The sequence below is a fragment of the Lysobacter enzymogenes genome, from assembly GCF_017168095.1.
In the GTDB taxonomy this organism is placed as follows: Bacteria; Pseudomonadota; Gammaproteobacteria; order Xanthomonadales; family Xanthomonadaceae; genus Lysobacter; species Lysobacter enzymogenes_D.
This window is the reverse complement of sequence record NZ_LXSD01000356.1, coordinates 6,673-24,329: the sequence shown is the minus strand read 5'-3', so window position 1 is coordinate 24,329 and position 17,657 is coordinate 6,673. Positions and strand designations below refer to the sequence as shown.

The 17,657-nt window shown below is 68.1% G+C and carries 12 protein-coding genes; 9 read left to right on the top strand and 3 right to left on the bottom strand.

The window, feature by feature from the left end; translation table 11 throughout:
- Positions 1 to 272: DUF2750 domain-containing protein (locus A7A76_RS13850; RefSeq protein WP_206411732.1), on the bottom strand; the 272-nt coding region annotated here is incomplete at its 3' end.
- 10 nt (positions 273 to 282) lie between these two features.
- A complete protein-coding gene (locus tag A7A76_RS13845) occupies positions 283 to 1,089 on the bottom strand; it encodes an undecaprenyl-diphosphate phosphatase (RefSeq protein ID WP_206411731.1) in 807 nt (268 codons plus the stop codon).
- A 298-nt stretch (positions 1,090 to 1,387) separates the two neighbouring features.
- Between A7A76_RS13845 and glnA the strand changes: the two genes are divergently transcribed.
- From glnA to A7A76_RS13805, 8 genes are all read left to right on the top strand, one after another.
- Entirely contained in the window at positions 1,388 to 2,797 is a 1,410-nt protein-coding gene (gene glnA / locus A7A76_RS13840) for a type I glutamate--ammonia ligase (RefSeq protein WP_096382654.1), read from the top strand.
- A 146-nt stretch (positions 2,798 to 2,943) separates the two neighbouring features.
- Positions 2,944 to 3,399 carry a GNAT family N-acetyltransferase gene (locus tag A7A76_RS13835; RefSeq protein WP_206411730.1) on the top strand — a complete coding sequence of 152 codons (456 nt, stop codon included), beginning with the start codon at positions 2,944 to 2,946 and terminating at the stop codon, positions 3,397 to 3,399.
- Between the two features lie 194 nt (positions 3,400 to 3,593).
- Positions 3,594 to 4,433: a TorF family putative porin gene (locus A7A76_RS13830; protein ID WP_206411729.1), complete on the top strand. Its 840-nt coding sequence runs from the start codon at positions 3,594 to 3,596 to the stop codon at positions 4,431 to 4,433.
- Between the two features lie 34 nt (positions 4,434 to 4,467).
- A complete protein-coding gene (locus A7A76_RS13825; protein WP_074871160.1) occupies positions 4,468 to 4,806 on the top strand; it encodes a P-II family nitrogen regulator in 339 nt (112 codons plus the stop codon).
- 103 nt (positions 4,807 to 4,909) lie between these two features.
- On the top strand, positions 4,910 to 6,214 hold the full coding sequence (locus A7A76_RS13820; protein WP_241200938.1) for an ammonium transporter: 1,305 nt from the start codon (positions 4,910 to 4,912) through the stop codon (positions 6,212 to 6,214).
- A 578-nt stretch (positions 6,215 to 6,792) separates the two neighbouring features.
- Positions 6,793 to 8,190 carry a S8 family peptidase gene (locus tag A7A76_RS13815; protein WP_428995148.1) on the top strand — a complete coding sequence of 466 codons (1,398 nt, stop codon included), beginning with the start codon at positions 6,793 to 6,795 and terminating at the stop codon, positions 8,188 to 8,190.
- A gap of 535 nt (positions 8,191 to 8,725) precedes the next feature.
- Positions 8,726 to 11,392, top strand: a complete 2,667-nt coding sequence (locus A7A76_RS13810) for a TonB-dependent receptor (RefSeq protein ID WP_206411727.1) — start codon at positions 8,726 to 8,728, stop codon at positions 11,390 to 11,392.
- A 463-nt stretch (positions 11,393 to 11,855) separates the two neighbouring features.
- Positions 11,856 to 13,421 carry a sodium/sugar symporter gene (locus A7A76_RS13805; RefSeq protein ID WP_206411726.1) on the top strand — a complete coding sequence of 522 codons (1,566 nt, stop codon included), beginning with the start codon at positions 11,856 to 11,858 and terminating at the stop codon, positions 13,419 to 13,421.
- Positions 13,422 to 13,468: 47 nt separating this feature from the next.
- Here the strand turns inward: A7A76_RS13805 and A7A76_RS13800 are convergent, their stop codons facing one another.
- Positions 13,469 to 14,494, bottom strand: a complete 1,026-nt coding sequence (locus A7A76_RS13800) for a LacI family DNA-binding transcriptional regulator (protein WP_074871154.1) — start codon at positions 14,492 to 14,494, stop codon at positions 13,469 to 13,471.
- 134 nt (positions 14,495 to 14,628) lie between these two features.
- On the opposite strand from A7A76_RS13800, the gene A7A76_RS13795 reads away from it, so the two are divergent.
- On the top strand, positions 14,629 to 17,220 hold the full coding sequence (locus A7A76_RS13795; RefSeq protein WP_206411725.1) for a glycoside hydrolase family 3 protein: 2,592 nt from the start codon (positions 14,629 to 14,631) through the stop codon (positions 17,218 to 17,220).
- Positions 17,221 to 17,657 lie beyond the last annotated feature (437 nt).

The following is a 17,657-nucleotide window of genomic DNA, read 5'->3' as shown; positions in this document are numbered from 1 at the left end:
GCCAGCTCGCGCGGCGCCGGCGCGTAGCCGGCCAGCTTGGGCGCCTGCGCCAGCGCGGCGCGCGCGGTCGCGGCCGACGGCCACGCCGGCAGCAGCTCGTGTTCTTCGCCGTCGAACAAGGTCAGCAGGTACTCGCCCGACTCGGCCACCCAGAAGCGGCCGCTGTCGGCGACCGCGGCGAGGAAGGCGGCGTAGCGTTCGGCGGCGGACAGGCCCTGGTCGTCGAGCAGTTCCTGCTCCAGCTCGGCGTGCTGGCTGTGCGGATCGGACATGGCGGTTTCCTCAGCTGCCGGCCGGCATCAGCAGCAACAGCGCGATGCCGAACACGACGCGGTAGATCGCGAACGCGGTGAAGCGGTGGCTCTGGATGTAGCGCAGCAGCCATTTCACCGCGATGAAGGCGGTCACCGCCGAGGCGGCGAAGGCCACGCCCAGCGCGCTCCAGTCCTCCTGCGCCGCGGCCGGAGTGCCGATCACGCCGAGCAGCTCGTAGCCGCTGGCGGCGAACATGGTCGGGATGCCGACCAGGAACGCGAACTCGGTCGCCGCCGCGCGCGAGGTGGTGCCGGCCAGCAGCGCGACGAAGATCGTCGCCGCCGAGCGCGAGGTGCCCGGGAACACGCCGGCCACGACCTGGGCGATGCCGACCAGCGCCGCCACCGTCCAGGTGATGTCGCTGCGCTCGCCGAGCGCGGCCGCGCGCTTGGCGGCGAAATGCTCGGCCGCGACCATCCACACGCCGCCCAGCACCAGCGCCCAGGCGATCGGGGTGACGTGGTCGGGCAGGGTGAAGCCGGCCTTCTTGACGAGGATGCCGAGCACCGCGGTGATGCCGAAGGCCGCGCCGAGCTTGAGCAGGTAGTCGAGGTTGTCGCGCTGGGTGAAGCCGACGGCCAGGCCCCACAGGCGCTTCCAGTAGATCGCCACCACCGCCAGGATCGCGCCGGCCTGGATCGAGATGTTGAACAGGTCCGAGCGCGCGCCGAGCCAGTGCTGGGCGATCAGCAAGTGGCCGGTGCTGGAGATCGGGAGGAATTCGGTGATGCCTTCGATGATGCCGAGGAGCAGGGCGGCTAGGAGGTCGGTCATTGGGGCCGGGAATCGAGAATCGGGAAGGGGGAATCGGAACAAGCGGCGCGTCGCGGTCGGGGGAAGCGCGGCCGGCGGGTCAGGATAGCGGAAAGGGGCTTTTCCCAAATTGGTGCGAAGCCGGTTGGTGCTGCACTTTATTGGTGCAAAAGCCGGGAGTGCTTAGCCGATCATCCTTTCGAATCAATCGCTTGGATCGCCATAAAACTTGGCACACGACTTGCTTTAATCCCTGGCAGGCGCATCACGCCCCCGCGTTGCCCGATTCTCCATTCCCCACCTCTTCCCGGATCCAGCCATGTCCCTCGAACACGTCGAAAAGCTCATCAAGGACCACAAGGTCGAATTCGTCGATCTGCGCTTCACCGACATGCGTGGCGTGCAGCACCACGTGACCTTCCCCAAGTCGATCGTCGAGCCGGCGCTGTTCGAGGACGGCAAGATGTTCGACGGTTCCTCGATCAGCGGCTGGAAGGGCATCAACGAGTCGGACATGATCCTGCTGCCCGATTCGACCACCGCGTTCCTGGATCCGTTCACCGCCGATCCGACCCTGGTGCTGACCTGCGACATCCTCGACCCGGCCACCATGCAGGCCTACTCGCGCGACCCGCGCGGCGTGGCCAAGCGCGCCGAGGCCTACCTCAAAGCCAGCGGCGTCGCCGACCAGGCCTTCTTCGGCCCCGAGCCCGAGTTCTTCATCTTCGACTCGGTGCGCTACGCCAATGAGATGGGCCACACCTTCTTCCACATCGATTCGGAAGAAGCCGCGTGGAACTCGGGCAAGGAATACGAAGGCGGCAACAGCGGCTACCGTCCGGGCGTGAAGGGCGGCTACTTCCCGGTCGCGCCGCTCGACTCGCTGCACGACATCCGCGCCGAGATGTGCAAGACGCTGGAACAGGTCGGCATCGAGGTGGAAGTGCACCACCACGAAGTCGCCAACGCCGGCCAGTGCGAGATCGGCACCAAGTTCAACTCGCTGGTCGCCAAGGCCGACGAGCTGCTGACGATGAAGTACATCATCAAGAACGTCGCCCACCGCAACGGCAAGACCGCGACCTTCATGCCCAAGCCGATCGTCGGCGACAACGGCAGCGGCATGCATGTGCACCAGTCCTTCGCCAAGGGCGGCGTCAACCTGTTCTCCGGCGACGGCTACGGCGGCCTGTCGCAGCTGGCGCTGTGGTACATCGGCGGCGTGTTCAAGCACGCGCGCGCGATCAACGCCTTCACCAACTCGGGCACCAACAGCTACAAGCGCCTGGTGCCGGGCTTCGAGGCGCCGGTGATGCTGGCCTACTCGGCGCGCAACCGCTCGGCGAGCTGCCGCATTCCGTACGTGGCCAACCCGAAGGCGCGCCGCATCGAGATGCGCTTCCCCGACCCGATCCAGTCGGGTTACCTGACCTTCGCCGCGCTGATGATGGCCGGCCTGGACGGCATCAAGAACCAGATCGATCCGGGCGCGCCGAGCGACAAGGATCTCTACGACCTGCCGCCGGAAGAGGAGAAGGGCATCCCGACCGTGTGCCACTCGCTCGACCAGGCCCTGGAAGCGCTGGACAAGGACCGCGACTTCCTCAAGGCCGGCGGCGTGTTCACCGACGACTTCATCGACGGCTACATCGCGCTGAAGATGCAGGAAGTGACCAAGTTCCGCGCGGCGACCCATCCGCTGGAATACCAGATGTACTACGCCGTCTAAGCGACGGTGCGCGCGGTGCGGCCGTCCGCGGCCGCACCGCTGTGCGACACGCACGACCAACGACGATCGTATCCCCAGGGCGGCGGCCTCGCGCCGGCGCCTTCGGACCTTGCCTTGCGTTTTTCGACCCAGGAGCGCAGCGACCGATGCAGATCCGCGCCGGCCAACTCGACCGTCCCGAGGTGATCGCCTTGTTGCGCGAACACCTGCAAGGCATGGCCGAGCTGTCGCCGCCGGAAAGCTGCCACGCGCTCGACTTGGACGGACTGCGGCATCCGGACGTCAGCTTCTGGAGCGCGTGGGACGGCGACGCGCTGCTCGGCTGCGGCGCGCTCAAGCGGCTCGATGCGCAGCACGGCGAAATCAAGTCGATGCGCACCGCCGACGCGCACCAGCGCCGCGGCGTGGCCGCGGCCTTGCTCGAGCACATCCTCGATGAGGCTGCACGGCGCGGGTACCGGCGCCTGAGCCTGGAAACCGGCTCGATGGCGGGATTCGAGCCGGCGCGCCGGTTATACGCGCGATACGGTTTCGAGCCCTGCGGGCCCTTCGCCTGCTACCGCGACGATCCCAACTGCGTGTTCATGAGCAAGCTCTTGTAACCCAGGCGGCCCGAAGCGAGCGCTTCGGGCCGTTTTCGTTTTCACCCAACCAGGAGGACGCGCACGACGGGCCGGGCCCGCCGCGGGGCGGCGTGTACCCGAAAAAATGCAGGAGCGACGATGAAGCGCTCCGCGACGTAACGAGCACGAAGCAATGACCGGGGAGGGGCCACCGCTTATGAGGAGCCTGCGTCATGTCGTCTCACACCAGCGAAAACATCACCGATGCCGTCGCCACCACGGCGTCCCGCGTCAGGACGACGCTCGCACACGCTCCGATCCGCTCGCAGGCGCTGCCGCGCGCCGCGCTCGCGGCCGCGCTCGCCTGCGCGGCGCTGCCGGCCGTTGCCGCCACGTCGGGCTCGGTCGCGCTGACCACGGACTATCTGTTCCGCGGCGTCTCGCAGACCAACCAGAAACCGGCGCTGCAGGCCGGCATCGAGTACGCGCACGACAGCGGTTTCTATGTCGGCGCCTGGGGCAGCAACGTCAGCTGGCTGTCGGATACGGTCGTCGTCGGCGACGACATCTCCAACAGCCTCGAACTCGACGGGTACCTGGGCTATCGCGGCAAGGCCGGGGAGATCTTCTCCTACGACGTCGGCGTGCTGACCTACTACTACCCGGGCAGCTATCCGTCCGGCTTCAACAGCCCCGACACCACCGAGGTGTACCTGGGCGGCACGCTTGCGCCGAGCGAGACGGTGTCGATCGGGCTCAAGTACTCCTACGCCGTCACCGATTTGTTCGGCTATGCCGACTCCGACGGCTCCGGGTACCTGGACGCCAACCTCAACTGGACCTTCCAGCCGGGCTGGACCTTGAACCTGCACGGCGGCAAGCAGTGGATCGAGAGCAACAAGGCCTTCGAGTACACCGACTGGAAGCTTGGGGTGACCAAGAGCTTCGACAACGGTTTCTCGGTCGCGGCGGCCTACAGCGACACCGACGCTTCAACGCCGCTCTACACCAACGCCCACAACAACTTCCTGGCCGACAGCGCCTTCACCCTCACGGTGAGCAAGGCGTTCTGACGCCGCGCCCACCCCGCACCCCTGGAGCTGCGAGATGAAACTGATCATCGCGATCATCCGCCCGTTCAAGCTCGACGAAGTGCGCGAAGCGCTGACCGAAGTCGGCGTGTCGGGCATCACCGTCACCGAAGTCAAAGGCTTCGGCCGGCAGAAGGGCCACACCGAGCTGTACCGCGGCGCCGAGTACGTCGTGGATTTCCTGCCCAAGCTCAAGATCGAATGCGCCGTGCCAGACGGCCTGCTGGACGCGGCGCTGGAGGCGATCCAGAACGCCGCGCGCACCGGCAAGGTCGGCGACGGAAAAATCATCGTCCTGCCGGTGGAGAACACGGTGCGCATCCGCACCGGCGAACTCGACGACGACGCCCTCTGACTCCCGCCTGCGAGAAGACGACATGAAGTACGCGACGACTTTCGATGCCCGCTCGCGCGAGCGGATGTGCAAGACCCTGCTGTGGACCGCGCTGCCGGCGGCGATGTTGCTGGCGTTCGCGCCGGCGCATGCGCAGGACGCGGCGGCCGCGGCGCAAGCCGCCAAGCCCGTGGTCGACAAGGGCGACGTGGCCTGGATGCTGACCTCGACCCTGCTGGTGCTGTTGATGACCGTGCCCGGCCTGGCGCTGTTCTACGGCGGCCTGGTGCGCTCCAAGAACGTGCTGTCGGTACTGATGCAGGTGCTGGCGGTGTTCTCGCTGATCGTGCTGCTGTGGGTGACCTACGGCTACTCGCTGGCCTTCGCCGGCGGCAACGCCTTCATCGGCACCTTCGACAAGCTGTTCCTCAAGGGCGTGGACAAGGACTCGCTGGCGGCGACGTTCACCGCCGGCGTATCGCTGCCCGAGTACGTGTTCGTGGCGTTCCAGTCGACCTTCGCCGGCATCACCGGCGCGCTGATCGTCGGCGCGTTCGCCGAGCGCATCAAGTTCGCCGCGGTGCTGCTGTTCGCGGCGATCTGGTTCACCTTCGCCTACCTGCCGATCGCGCACATGGTCTGGTACGGGCCGGACGGCTATCTGTTCGCCAAGGGCGCGATCGACTTCGCCGGCGGCACGGTGGTGCACATCAACGCCGGCATCGCCGGCCTGGTCGGCGCCTACTTCGTCGGCAAGCGCGTGGGCTACGGACGCGAGGCGCTCAAGCCGCACAACGTCACCTTCACCATGATCGGCGCGTCGCTGCTGTGGGTGGGCTGGTTCGGCTTCAACGCCGGCTCCAACCTGGAAGCCACCGCCGGCGCGGCGCTGGCCTTCCTCAACACCTTGCTCGCCACCGCCGCGGCGGCGCTGGCGTGGAGCCTGGTGGAGAAGATCGTCAAGGGCAAGTCGTCGATGCTCGGCGGCGCGTCGGGCGTGGTCGCCGGCCTGGTGGCGATCACTCCGGCCTGCGGCACGGTCGGTCCGTTCGGCGCGATCGCCATCGGCGCGATCGCCGGCGCGGCCTGCGTGTGGGGCGTGCACGGGCTCAAGCGCCTGCTGCGCGCCGACGACGCGCTCGACGTGTTCGGCGTGCACGGCCTGGGCGGCATCATCGGCGCGATCCTCACCGGTGTGTTCAGCGCGCCGGCGTTGGGCGGCTTCGGCCTCGGCGCGGGCAACGAGACCATCGCCGCGCAGGTCGGCGTGCAGGCGCTGGGCGTGGCGATCACCGTGGTGTGGTCGGGCGTGGTGTCGGTGATCGCGTTCGTGATCGTCAAGGCGGTGGTCGGCTTGCGCGTGGCCGAAGAGGCCGAACGCGAGGGCCTGGACATCACCACGCATGGCGAATCGGCTTACGAGAGCTGAGCGGGGCGCCTCTCTCCTGCATGCGGGAGAGAGGCGCGTTGCATTGAGTGGCGACGCGATCCGATGGTGCGCGGTCGCAGCTCGCGCAGCTCCTACAGGTAGCCCATGTAGGAGCTGCGCGAGCTGCGGCCGCGACAATGGAACTGCGACGCCATCCGCATCGCCTGTTTTCATCGTCGTTCCCGCACGTACGTTCGCGCGTCGCCGCACGCCGCGCCACTCGCAGTTGCGTAATCGCTTTCCGCAATCGCAGCGCGCGCTCGCGCTTTCACAACGCGCATCGCAGTCGTTCATCGCGTTGCCGAAACCGCAACGCGCACTAATGCAAGCGCCGGCGATAGCGATGCGCAATCCATGATGTCGTCGGCGAAGACGATGTGACCGCAAGAGGTTTAGCGGTTGTCGAATAAATATTCCTCCCTAGGCTGCGTTGCGCGGGCATAGCGCTGCCCGCAGACCACGTCCGGACGCGCTCGCGCAAGCCAACGTCGCACGCCCCCACTGCTGGACACGCGAGAGGGACCAGGACGGTTCCGCCGCATACCGCGGCTCATCGAAACCTCACGGGAGTTTCGCTCATGTCTTCGCCTTCCATGCTTCGCCTCCGCCGGCACGCGCTGGCGGCCGCCGTTCTCTGCCTCATCGCCGCGCCGGCCTTCGCCGACGAGCGCGTCGACCTCAGCGGCCTGAAGGCCGACGCGCCGGTCGACGGCTTCCTGGTCAGCTACGCCGCGGACGCGCCCAAGGCCGCCGCGTTCCAGCGCGATCTCGACATCGCGCTGAGCTCGCTCGGCCGCAAGGATCTGAAGATCCAGCACACCCGCACCATCTCCACCGGCGCGGAACTGATCGAAGTCAACCGCGCGCTCGACGTGGTGGAAGCGGCGACGCTGATGAAGAGCATCGCCGCCGATCCGCGGGTGAAGTTCGTCGAACCCAACGCGCGCTTCCAGGCGCTGCTGACGCCGAACGATCCGCTGTACCTGCAGCAGTGGGGCCTCAGCGGCACCTACGGCATCCGCGCCAACACCGCCTGGGACAACGGCTACCAGGGCCAGGGCAAGATCATCGCGGTGGTCGACACCGGCATCACCGACCATCCCGACCTGCTCGCCAACCGCACCTCGCCGCTGGGCTACGATTTCATCAGCAACGCCGCCACCGCCAACGACGGCAACGGCCGCGACTCGGATCCGCACGATCCGGGCGACTGGACCACCGCCGGCCAGTGCGGCCTGGGCCAGCCGGCGCGCAACTCGAGCTGGCACGGCACCCACGTCAGCGGCATCGCCGCCGGCGTGACCAACAACGCGACCGGCATCGCCGGCACCGCGTTCCAGGCCAAGATCCTCAGCGCGCGCGTACTCGGCCGCTGCGGCGGCACCCTGGCCGACATCGCCGATGCGATCACCTGGGCCTCGGGCGGCACCGTCTCGGGCGTGCCCGCGGTCGGCGCCAACAAGGCCACGGTGATCAACATGAGCCTGGGCGGCGGCGGCGCGTGTTCGTCCAGCTCGGCGATGCAGGTGGCGATCACCGGCGCGGTCTCGCGCGGGGTGACCGTGGTGGTGGCGGCCGGCAACAGCAACGCCGACGCCTCGGGCTTCCAGCCGGCCAGCTGCGCCAACGTCATCAACGTCGGCGCCACCACCTCGGCCGGCGTGCGCGCCAGCTTCTCCAACTACGGCTCGCTGGTCGACGTGGCCGCGCCGGGCCAGACCATCCTGTCCACGCTCAACGCCGGCACCACCACGCCGGGCGCGTTCAACTACGTCAACTACAACGGCACCTCGATGGCGGCGCCGTTCGTGGCCGGCGTGGTCGCGCTGATGCAGTCCAAGCCGGGCACCGACCTGACCCCGGCGCAGGTGGAGGCGACGATCAAGAACACCGCCTCGCCGTTCGCCTCGCCGCAGAGCCCGAGCCTGGGCACCGGCATCGTCAACGCCGACGCGGCGACCGACGCCACGCCGTAACCTGCGGCGACCGCCGCATCGCAAGACACGATCGCGAGTCGCGATCCGCGGACTCCGGCTTCGGCCGGGGTCCGCTTTCGTTTGCGCGCCCGCGCCGGGCGAACGTGCGCGCCGTTGCCGCCGCGGCCGTCGCCGCCGCTGCGGGCGCCGCGCAGCGGGCGTGATGCGCTGCGCAATCGATTGCCGTATACGCCGGCCGCGCATGCGCGCGGCCGCGCTCCGCCCGAGCCCGGTTACGGCCCGCGGCAGCGACACGTATGTCGCGATGAAAACGCTTTCGCCCGCGTCCAAGCGCGATTCGCGTGATCCGCATCACGCAAGCGCCGCACACTCGTCCTGTCCCGCGCGGCTGATCGATTCGCGCGCAAATCATGCTGCAACGCCGCATCGTGTCCGCTTTGTTGACAGCGCTGTCATAGGCGGGCTACAAGCTCCCGCACCGTTTCGGCCGGCTCCGCTCAGGGGGCGTCCGCGCGGCGCCCGCCACAACACCACGACCGGCTTCGTCGCCGGCCCCGGGGAGGGGAGGTTTCCGATGATCGTGCGCCATCGTTGTTCGCATCTGAGCCTGGCCGTCGTCGCCACGCTGCTGGCCGGCCACGCCGCCGCGCAGGACGCGCCGACGCCCGCGCCGTCGTCGCCGCGCGAGGCCGAGCAGCGCGCGACCGATCTGGATTCGGTCATCGTCACCGTCGAGCGCCGCGCGCAGAGCCTGCAGAAGTACGCCGGCACCGCGCAGGCGCTGTCGCAGGACGACCTGCGCGGCCTGGGCATCAACAACGAACTGCGGCAGATGCAGGTGGCCGTGCCCGGCATGAGCATCGCCAACCAGGAAGGCGCCACCGAAATCTTCATCCGCGGCGTGGGTTCGTCCAACAACACCGAGCTCGGCGATCCCGGCGCGGCGCCGCACATCAACGGCGCCTACATCCCGCGTCCGCGCGGCCTGGGCGGGATGTTCTTCGACCTGGAGCGGGTCGAGATCAACAAGGGCCCGCAAGGCACGCTGCGCGGCCGCAACGCACTGGCCGGCACGCTCAACATCGTCACCAAGAAGCCCGAGCTGGGCGGCGAGTTCAGCGGCTATGTGCAGGGCGAGGTCGGCAACCGCGACCAAAAGGGCTACGAAACCGCATTGAACTTCCCGCTCGGCCCTTACGCCGCATTGCGTTTTTCCGGCTACCACATCGAGAAGGAAGCCGGCTTCAGGAACGCCGGGCTGTGGCGGCACCTGCAGCCGGCCGGCATCCAGGACGACAGCGCCGGCCGCCTGTCGTTCCTGTACGAGCCCGACGACACGCTGTCGGTGTTCGCGATGCTCGACGTCGGCCGCGAGCTCGGCACCGGCTATCCGGGCGCGGGCGTGTTCGATGCGGCGCGCGCGGGCTTCAAGCCCGCCGACATCGACATGCGCAAGGTGGTCTATCGCGGCGTGCAGGGCAAAGTCGACAACAAGCTGTGGGGTTTCCAGGGCACGGTGCGCTACGACTTCGGCGCGGTGAACCTGGAGTACAACGGCAGCTATCGCGACGTCGATTACTTCCAGATCAACGCCGCCGCCGAAGGCAATGTCTGGCCCGGCCGCGACATCCGCGAGCGCCCGGCGGGCGAGCCGGCGAGCTGGGGCGGGATCGACTACGACAACTTCGGCACCAACTACCTGCAGGCGCGTTCGCAGGCGCAGACCCACGAACTGCGGCTGTCGTCGGACGACGACGCGCGCTTGCGCTGGACCACCGGCGGCTTCTATTTCCACGAGAAGCAGCAGGTCGGCTTCATGGCCCTGGCCGACAAGGGCTCGTTCTATTCGGGCACCGAGTTCACCATGCCCGATGTCGACGGCCGGTCCTGGGCGGTGTTCGGCGACGGTACCTTCGACATCGACGAGCGGCTGCGGGTCAAGGGCGGCCTGCGCTACACCGAGGAGCGCAAGTCGCGCGACGGCATCGGCGGCAACTGGACCGTCGGCCTCGGCGGCGACGGCGGCGTGTTCCAAAGCCGCCTGGGCACCGAACGCTTCAAGCCGACCCTGCTCGACCGGCCGAACTTCGCCACCACCGGGCTGGTCACCGACGCGGACAAGGCGCTGTTCCTGCTCCAGGGCATCCTGCGCGCCGGCGAGCGCGACACCTTGCAGCAGCAGTTGCAGGGCATCGTCGACGGCAGCCGCCCGAACGGCACCTGCATCGACCGCCCCGACATCGGCGGCAACACGGTGAACTGCCCGGCCAACGGCCAGCACAGCTTCATCGTCCTGGGCATTCCGTCCGAGCAGCACGGCTCCAGCGCGTTCGAGTTCCTCGACTGGCGCCTGGGCGTCGAATACGACCTGAGCGCGCGAAACCTGCTGTACGCCACCGTCTCCACCGGGCACAAGGCCGGCGGCTTCAACGACAGCTTCGACGTCAACGTCATCCCGGAAACCTACAAGCCGGAAAAACTGACCGCGCTGGAAATCGGTTCGAAGAACTCGTTCGAGTTCCTCGGCCGCACCTCGACCTTCAACGTCAGCGGTTTCTACTACGACTATCAGGACCAGGTGTTCCAGGACCTGACCACGATCGCGTTCGACCCCAACGGCCGCCCGAACGGCTTCGCCCTGGTCAACCGCAACGTCGGCAAGTCCGAGCTGTACGGCGCCGAAGCCGAGGGCCGCTTACGCTTCGGCGCGGGCTTTACGCTCGATCTCAACGCGCTGTACCTGCACACCAAGATCAAGCGCGGCGTGGTCGCCGACGTGCGCAGCCAGGACTTCGGCAACGGCGGCATCACTTCGCAGATCGACCTGGCCGGCAACGAACTGCCGCTGTCGTCCAAGTTCACCTTCAACGCGCGTTTGCAGCAGGCGTTCGACCTGCTCGGCGGCACGTTCGACTGGCAGATTTTGGCCGCGTACCGCTCCTCGTTCTTCCTGACCCAGTACAACAACCGCCCGGTGACCTTCCTGCGCGACACCGCGGGCACCGTCGACCGGATCGAAGACGCGGCCACGGCGGGCTTTCCCGACCGCCAGGACGGCTTCACCCAGATCAACGCCGGCGTCGGCTACGGCACCCTCGACGGCGCCTGGCGGGTCGAACTGTGGGGCGCGAACCTGACCAACAAGGACGTCTCGCAGAAAGCGCTGGTGGGTTCGGGCGTGAACACGCGATTCCTCAACGACGCGCGCAGCTACGGCGTGCGCGTGCGTTGGAACTTCTGATGCCGCAGCCGCAGGCCGCGACATCCCGGCGTCCCTGCCTCGCCGCTCCGTCCCGCGCGCGTCCCCTCGGCGCGCGGGCGGAACGGCGGGGTGTCGTCGCGGCGGTGTTTCCTGCTCGTCATTTCCGCGTAGGCGGGAATCCAGAGACTTCAGCCTCATCCCTCACTCGTCATTCCCGCGAACGCGGGAATCCAGAGACTTCAGCGCCATCTCACCCCCGTCATTCCCGCGAAAGCGGGAATCCAGAGACTTCAGAGTCATGCTTCGGTGGAGCCCTGGATTCCCGCCTTCGCGGGAATGACGGCAGGTGGGTGGCGCCACGAACCACCCGCCCATCGCCTCGCCACCCCGCCCGCGACGCCGCTGCAATCGAATTCTTGCCCCAAACCGCCGCCCGGCCGTGGCCAGCTTCGGCCGCGGCGGGTAGAACGGACGCACCCGCGCCATCCCGTCACGGAGCCGCATGAAACTTTCCCTGCTCGATACCGCCATCGTCCTGGCCTACCTGGCCGGCGTGTTCGTCCTCGCCCAGTGGGTCTCGCGCGAGAAGGGCGGCCACGAGAAGACCGCCAAGGATTACTTCCTCGCCAGCAAGGCGCTGCCGTGGTGGGCGATCGGCGCGTCGCTGATCGCGGCCAATATCTCCGCCGAACAGATCATCGGCATGTCCGGCTCGGGCTACGCGCTGGGCCTGGCCATCGCGTCTTACGAGTGGATGGCGGCGGCGACGCTGCTGGTGGTCGGCAAGTTCTTCCTGCCGGTGTTCCTGCGCAACGGCATCTACACCATGCCGCAGTTCCTGGAGGAGCGTTACGGCAACCGCATCCGCACGCTCATGGCCGTGTTCTGGCTCGGGCTGTACGTGTTCGTCAACCTGACCTCGATCGTGTGGCTGGGTTCGATCGCGGTGGCGCAGGTCACCGGCATGGACCAGATGCTGGCGCTGACCTTGCTCGGCCTGTTCGCGCTGGCGTACCAGCTGTACGGCGGGCTCAAGGCGGTGGCGCTGACCGACATCGTGCAGGTGACCTTGCTGGTGCTCGGCGGGTTGTTGGTGGCGGGATTGACGCTGAGCAAGATCGGCGACGGCGCGGGCATCCTCGCCGGCTGGAACAAGCTCATGACCGCGCATCCGGATCACTTCCATATGATCCTCTCGCCCGACAATCCTCATTACAAGGATCTGCCGGGTATCGGCGTGCTGCTCGGCGGTCTGTGGGTCGCGCACCTGAGCTATTGGGGGTTCAACCAGTACATCATCCAGCGCGCGCTGGCCGCCAAGGACTTGAAAGAGGCGCAGAAAGGCATTGTCTTCGCCGCCGCGCTGAAGATCGTGCTGCCGGTGATTGTGGTGCTGCCGGGTATCGCCGCGGTGATGCTGGCGCCGGATCTGAAGCGTTCCGACGATGCCTATCCGGCGATGATGGCGCTGCTGCCGCCGGGCGTGCTCGGCCTGGTGTTCGCGGCGCTGGTCGCGGCGATCGTGGCCTCGCTGGCTTCGAAGATCAATTCGGTGGCGACCATCTTCACCCTGGATTTCTACGCCAAGCGGCGCGTGGATGCGAGCGAGCGGCAACTGGTGCGGGTCGGCCGCATCGCCGCGGCGGTGTCGATTCTCATCGCCATCGCCACCGCGCGTCCGCTGCTGGGCGGCTTCGACCAGGGCTTCCAGTACATCCAGGAATACACCGGCTTCTTCACTCCGGGCATCGTGGTGATCTTCCTGTTCGGCCTGTTCTGGAAGCGCGCCAACGAAGCCGGCGCATTGGCCTCAGCAGGCGGATCGATCGGGTTCTCGCTGCTGTTCAAGTACGTGGTGTTGACCGACATGTCGTTCGTCAACCGCATCGGACTGGCGTTCTTGCTGTCGGCGGCGCTGATGGCGGCGGTCTCGCTCGCCACCGCCCCGCCCGCCGCGCGCGACCGCATCCGCCACGACGGCGTCAGCTACGCCACCGCGCCGGCCTGGAACATCGCCGCGCTGGCGGTGCTGGCGATCCTGATCGCGCTGTACGCCGCGTTCTGGTGACGGCGCCGGCGCGAGCGCAGCGCGCCGTCCGCGCCGCCGCGCGCGGCTCAGCGCTTGCGCGCGCGCGGCTTGCCGACCGCGCCGGTGGACTTGCGCAGCTGCAGTTCGTACGGCGCCAGGATCAGCTGGCCGGCGTCGGGCGCCTTGATCCGCTTGAACAGCTCGTGGGTGGCCAGGCGGCCCATCTCGCGGGTCGGCTGGCGCACCGTGGTCAGCGGCGGATAGATCTGCCGCGACAGCGGCGTGTCGTCGAAGCCGCACACCGACACGTCGCCGGGAATCGACAGGCCCATTTCGCTGGCGGTGCGGATGGTGCCGGCGGCCATGTCGTCGTTGGCGGCGAAGATCGCGGTCGGCGGATCGTCCATCAGCAGCAGGCGCTGGGCGCAGATCGCGCCGGTGTCGTAGTGGAAATCGCCTTCGGCCACCAGCTGCGGATCGAACTCGATGCCGGCCGCGGCCAGGCCGTCGCGGTAGCCGTTCAAGCGCCACTGGCTGGCGCCGTGCTCGGGATGGCCCTTGATGTGGGCGATGCGGCGGTGGCCGAGCGAGACCAGATGCGCCATCAGCTCGCGCACCGCGCGTTCCTCGTCGAGCACCACGCCGATGCGCTCGCCGCGCAGCTTGGGCGAGATGTTGGCGTAGGGAATGCGCAGCTGGCCGAGCCGCTTCATCAGGCCCGGATGGTCGGTCAGCGGCGGCGTCAGCACCAGGCCGTCGGCGCGCGAGCGCTGCACGATCTCGTCCACGTGCGCCACCAGCTTCTTGTCGGTGTAGGTCACCGGCGCCAGCATCAGGTTGTAGTGCTGGCTGTTGCAGGCGTCGAGCATGCCGGCCTGCACTTCCATCAGATAATTGCTGGACGGGTTGTCGTACAGCAGCGCCACCAGGAACGAACGTTGCCCGGCCAGGCTGCGCGCCGACGGGTTCGGCCGGTATTGCAGCTTGCGCGCGGCGGCTTCCACGCGCTTGCGGGTTTCCTCGCTGACGTTGGGTTCCTGGTTGAGCACGCGCGAGACGGTCTTCATCGACACGCCCGCGACCTCCGCCACATCTTCGATGCGCACCCGCATGACCGGTCTGTTTCCTTGTCGCGTGTAGGCCGCATTCTGCCAGATCGCACGGGCGGAACTCATCTGTTTTCGCGGCGTTTCGGCCGATCCGGCCGATCCGGCGCCGTCCTTTTCCTCGCTTTCAGGAGCCACCCATGAACGCCACCGCACCCGCGCCCCGGCGCGCCCCCGCTGTCTCGATCCAGACCGCCGCGCCGCGACCGCGGCGGCTGGCCTGGGCGCTGTTGCTGGCGCTGGCGCCGGCGCTGCCGGGCGCGGCGCAGGAGCCGCCGGCGAGCGTGCATCCGGCGCAATGGCCGGCGCTGAAGCCGCCGATCCCGCGCGACGCCCGGCTCGAGGCGCGGATCCAGGCGCTGCTGGCGAAGATGAGCGTGGAGGAGAAGGTCGGCCAGATCGTCCAGGCCGACATCAACAGCGCCACGCCCGAGGACGTGCGCAAGTACCACATCGGTTCGGTGCTGGCCGGCGGCAATTCCGAGCCCGGCGGCATCTCCGAGCCGGGCGGCAACTACGCCGCGCCGCCGCAGGAATGGCTGGACATCGCCGACAAGTTCTACAAGGCCTCGATGGACGACAGCGACGGCAAGGTCGCGATTCCGATCATTTTCGGCATCGACGCCGTGCACGGGCACAACAACCTGATCGGCGCGACCTTGTTCCCGCACAACGTCGGCCTGGGCGCGATGCGCAATCCGGCGCTGATCCGCCGCATCGGCGAGGCCACCGCGGCCGAAGTGCGCAGCACCGGCATGGAATGGACCTTCGCCCCGACCCTGACCGTGCCGCGCGACGACCGCTGGGGCCGCACGTATGAAGGTTACTCGGAAGACCCGCGGCTGGTGGCCAGCTACGCCGCCGCGGCGATCGAAGGCCTGCAGGGCAAGCTCGGCAGCAAGCAGTTCCTCGACGGCGCGCACGTGATCGCCTCGGCCAAGCACTTCCTCGCCGACGGCGGCACCTTCGAAGGCCGCGACCAGGGCGACGCGAAGATCAGCGAGAAGCAACTGCGCGAGATCCACGGCGCCGGCTATCCGCCGGCGCTCAAGGCCGGCGCGCAGACCGTGATGGCCTCGTTCTCCAGTTGGAACGGCGCCAAGATGCACGGCAACCACGCGCTGCTGACCGACGTGCTCAAGGGCCGCATGGGCTTCGACGGCTTCGTGGTCGGCGACTGGAACGCGCACGGCCAGCTGACCGGTTGCAGCAACGAGAACTGCGCGGCCGCGTTCAACGCCGGCGTGGACATGCTGATGGCGCCCGACAGCTGGCGCGGCTATTACGACAACGCGCTCAAGCAGGTCAACAGCGGCGAGATCAGCATGGCCCGGCTCGACGATGCGGTAACCCGGATCCTGCGGGTCAAGCTGCGGCTGGGCCTGTTCGAAGCCGGCGCGCCTTCGCAACGGCCGCTCGGCGGCAAGTTCGAGGTGCTCGGCAGCGCCGAGCATCGCGCGATCGCGCGGCAGGCGGTGCGCGAGTCGCTGGTGCTGCTCAAGAACGACGCCGGCGTGCTGCCGATCGCGCCCAGGTCGCGGGTGCTGGTGCTCGGCGACGGCGCCGACAACGTCGCCAAGCAGTCCGGCGGCTGGACCTTGAACTGGCAGGGCACCGGGCTCAAGCCGTCCGACTTCCCGCATGCGCAATCGATCTGGGCCGGCCTGCGCGAGCAGATCGAAGCCGCCGGCGGCCACGCCGAGCTGGCCAGGGACGGCAAGTACGCGGACAAGCCCGACGTCGCGATCTTCGTCTACGGCGAAGATCCCTACGCCGAATTCCAGGGCGACCTGCGCATCGCCACCTTCCGCGGCTCGCGCAATCCCGAGCTGGAAACGCTCAAGCGGCTCAAGGCCGACGGCGTGCCGGTGGTCAGCGTGTTCCTGTCGGGCCGGCCGCTGTGGACCAATCGCGAGATCAACGCATCCGACGCGTTCGTGGCCGCGTGGCTGCCGGGCTCGGAAGGCGGCGGCATCGCCGACGTGCTGTTGCGCAAGGCCGACGGCAAGGTGCAGCACGACTTCAAGGGCAAGCTGTCGTACTCGTGGCCGCGCACCGCGGTGCAGGTGGCGAACGTCGGCGACGCCGATTATTCGCCGCAGTTCGCGTTCGGGTATGGCTTGAGCTACGCCAAGGGCGGCAAGGTCGGCGCGCTGTCGGAAGATCCCGGCACGCCGGACCTCGACCAGCGTTCGATGAGCTTCCTCGCCCGCGGCGCGCTGCCGCGCGGCTGGCTGTTGCGGGTGGAATCGCAAGGCAAGCGCAGCGACGCGGCCAAGCCGCCGCTGGCCAGCGCCGACGGCGCGCTGGCGGTGACCGCGGTGGACTACAAGGCGCAGGAAGACGCGTGGCGCGCGGAATGGAAGGGCCAGGCGCGGCTGGACCTGGTCGCCGACGCGCCGGTGGAACTGGTGCGCGAGACCAACGGCGACGTGCAGTTGCTGATCTCGCTCAAGGCCGACGCCGTCGGCGCGGGCGAGGCTTACCTGACCGCGCAATGCGGATCCAAGTGCGAGGCGAAGCTGCCGTTCGGCGAGATCCTGCGCGGCTTGCCGCGCGGCCAATGGCAACGCATCGGCGTACCGCTCAAATGCGTGCGCACCGCCGGCGGCGACATGGGCAAGCTGGAATCCCCGTTCGGCCTGCAGGCGCCGAAGGGAACGGTGCTGGTGCTGCACGAAGTCGCTTACGGCACCGATGCGGACAAGGTGGTGGAGTGCAAGCGGCAGTGAGGGCGATGCATTCGCGGGGATGACGGCGGGGCGATATGCGGCGAAAAACAGCCGCACCGCTCGCGACGCAACCCACCAACCGTCATGCCTGCGAAGCCGGGCATCCAGGGCTTTATCGCGGCACGGTTCTGAAGTCTCTGGATCCCCGCCTTCGCGGGGATGACGATCTGGGAGAGGCGCGGCGAAACCCATCGCCGGCATACCGCGACACTCACCCACCGTCATGCCCACGAAGGCGGGCATCCAGGGCTTTATCGCGACATGACTCTGAAGTCTCTGGATCCCCGCTCTCGCGGGGATGACGATCTGGGAGAGGCGAGACGAAAGTCATCGCCGCCATGCCGCGAAACTTACCTGCCGTCATGCCCGCGAACGCGGGCATCCAGGGCTTTATCGCGACATGACTCTGAAGTCTCTGGATCCCCGCCTTCGCGGGG